The organism is Rhodococcus sp. T2V, assembly GCF_029269925.1.
In the GTDB taxonomy this organism is placed as follows: Bacteria; Actinomycetota; Actinomycetes; order Mycobacteriales; family Mycobacteriaceae; genus Rhodococcus_F; species Rhodococcus_F koreensis.
Genome location: NZ_JARJBD010000525.1, coordinates 1 through 378, shown reverse-complemented (window position 1 = coordinate 378; position 378 = coordinate 1). Strand labels below are relative to the sequence as shown.

2 pseudogenes are annotated in these 378 nt (G+C 68.3%); one reads left to right on the top strand and one right to left on the bottom strand.

From position 1 onward, the window contains the following. Positions 1-190, bottom strand: a pseudogene (locus P3H15_RS55255) (aldehyde dehydrogenase family protein); the annotation flags it as partial. On the opposite strand from P3H15_RS55255, the pseudogene P3H15_RS55250 reads away from it, so the two are divergent. Further along, a pseudogene (locus P3H15_RS55250) lies at positions 190-378 on the top strand (hypothetical protein); the annotation flags it as partial. The pseudogenes P3H15_RS55255 and P3H15_RS55250 sit on opposite strands and share 1 nt — an antisense overlap.

The window sequence follows — 378 nt, the reverse complement described above, 5'->3', positions numbered from 1 at the left end:
CGGGTCCGAAGATTTCGTCGGTGTAGACGGACATGTCGGTGGTGACGTGGTCGATCAGGGTGGGGCCGAGCCAGAATCCGTCCTTGCCGCCGTCGGCCTGCACCTGCCGGCCGTCGACGACAATCGTCGCTCCAGCGGCCTCGCCGGCGTCGATGTAGGAGGCGACCTTGTCGCGGTGCACCTTGGTCACTGGAGCCGGACGAGGTCCTCGAGATCGCCCGGCAGGGCGCCGAATTGGGCTGCAAGGAGGCCCTGTTCACCCTGGGTGACCGGCCGGAGGAGCGGTGGCCGGAGGCCAAGCAGTGGCTCGACGAGCGGGGCTACGATTCGACGCTGGACTACCTGCGGGCGATGTCGATCCGGGTGCTCGAGGAGACC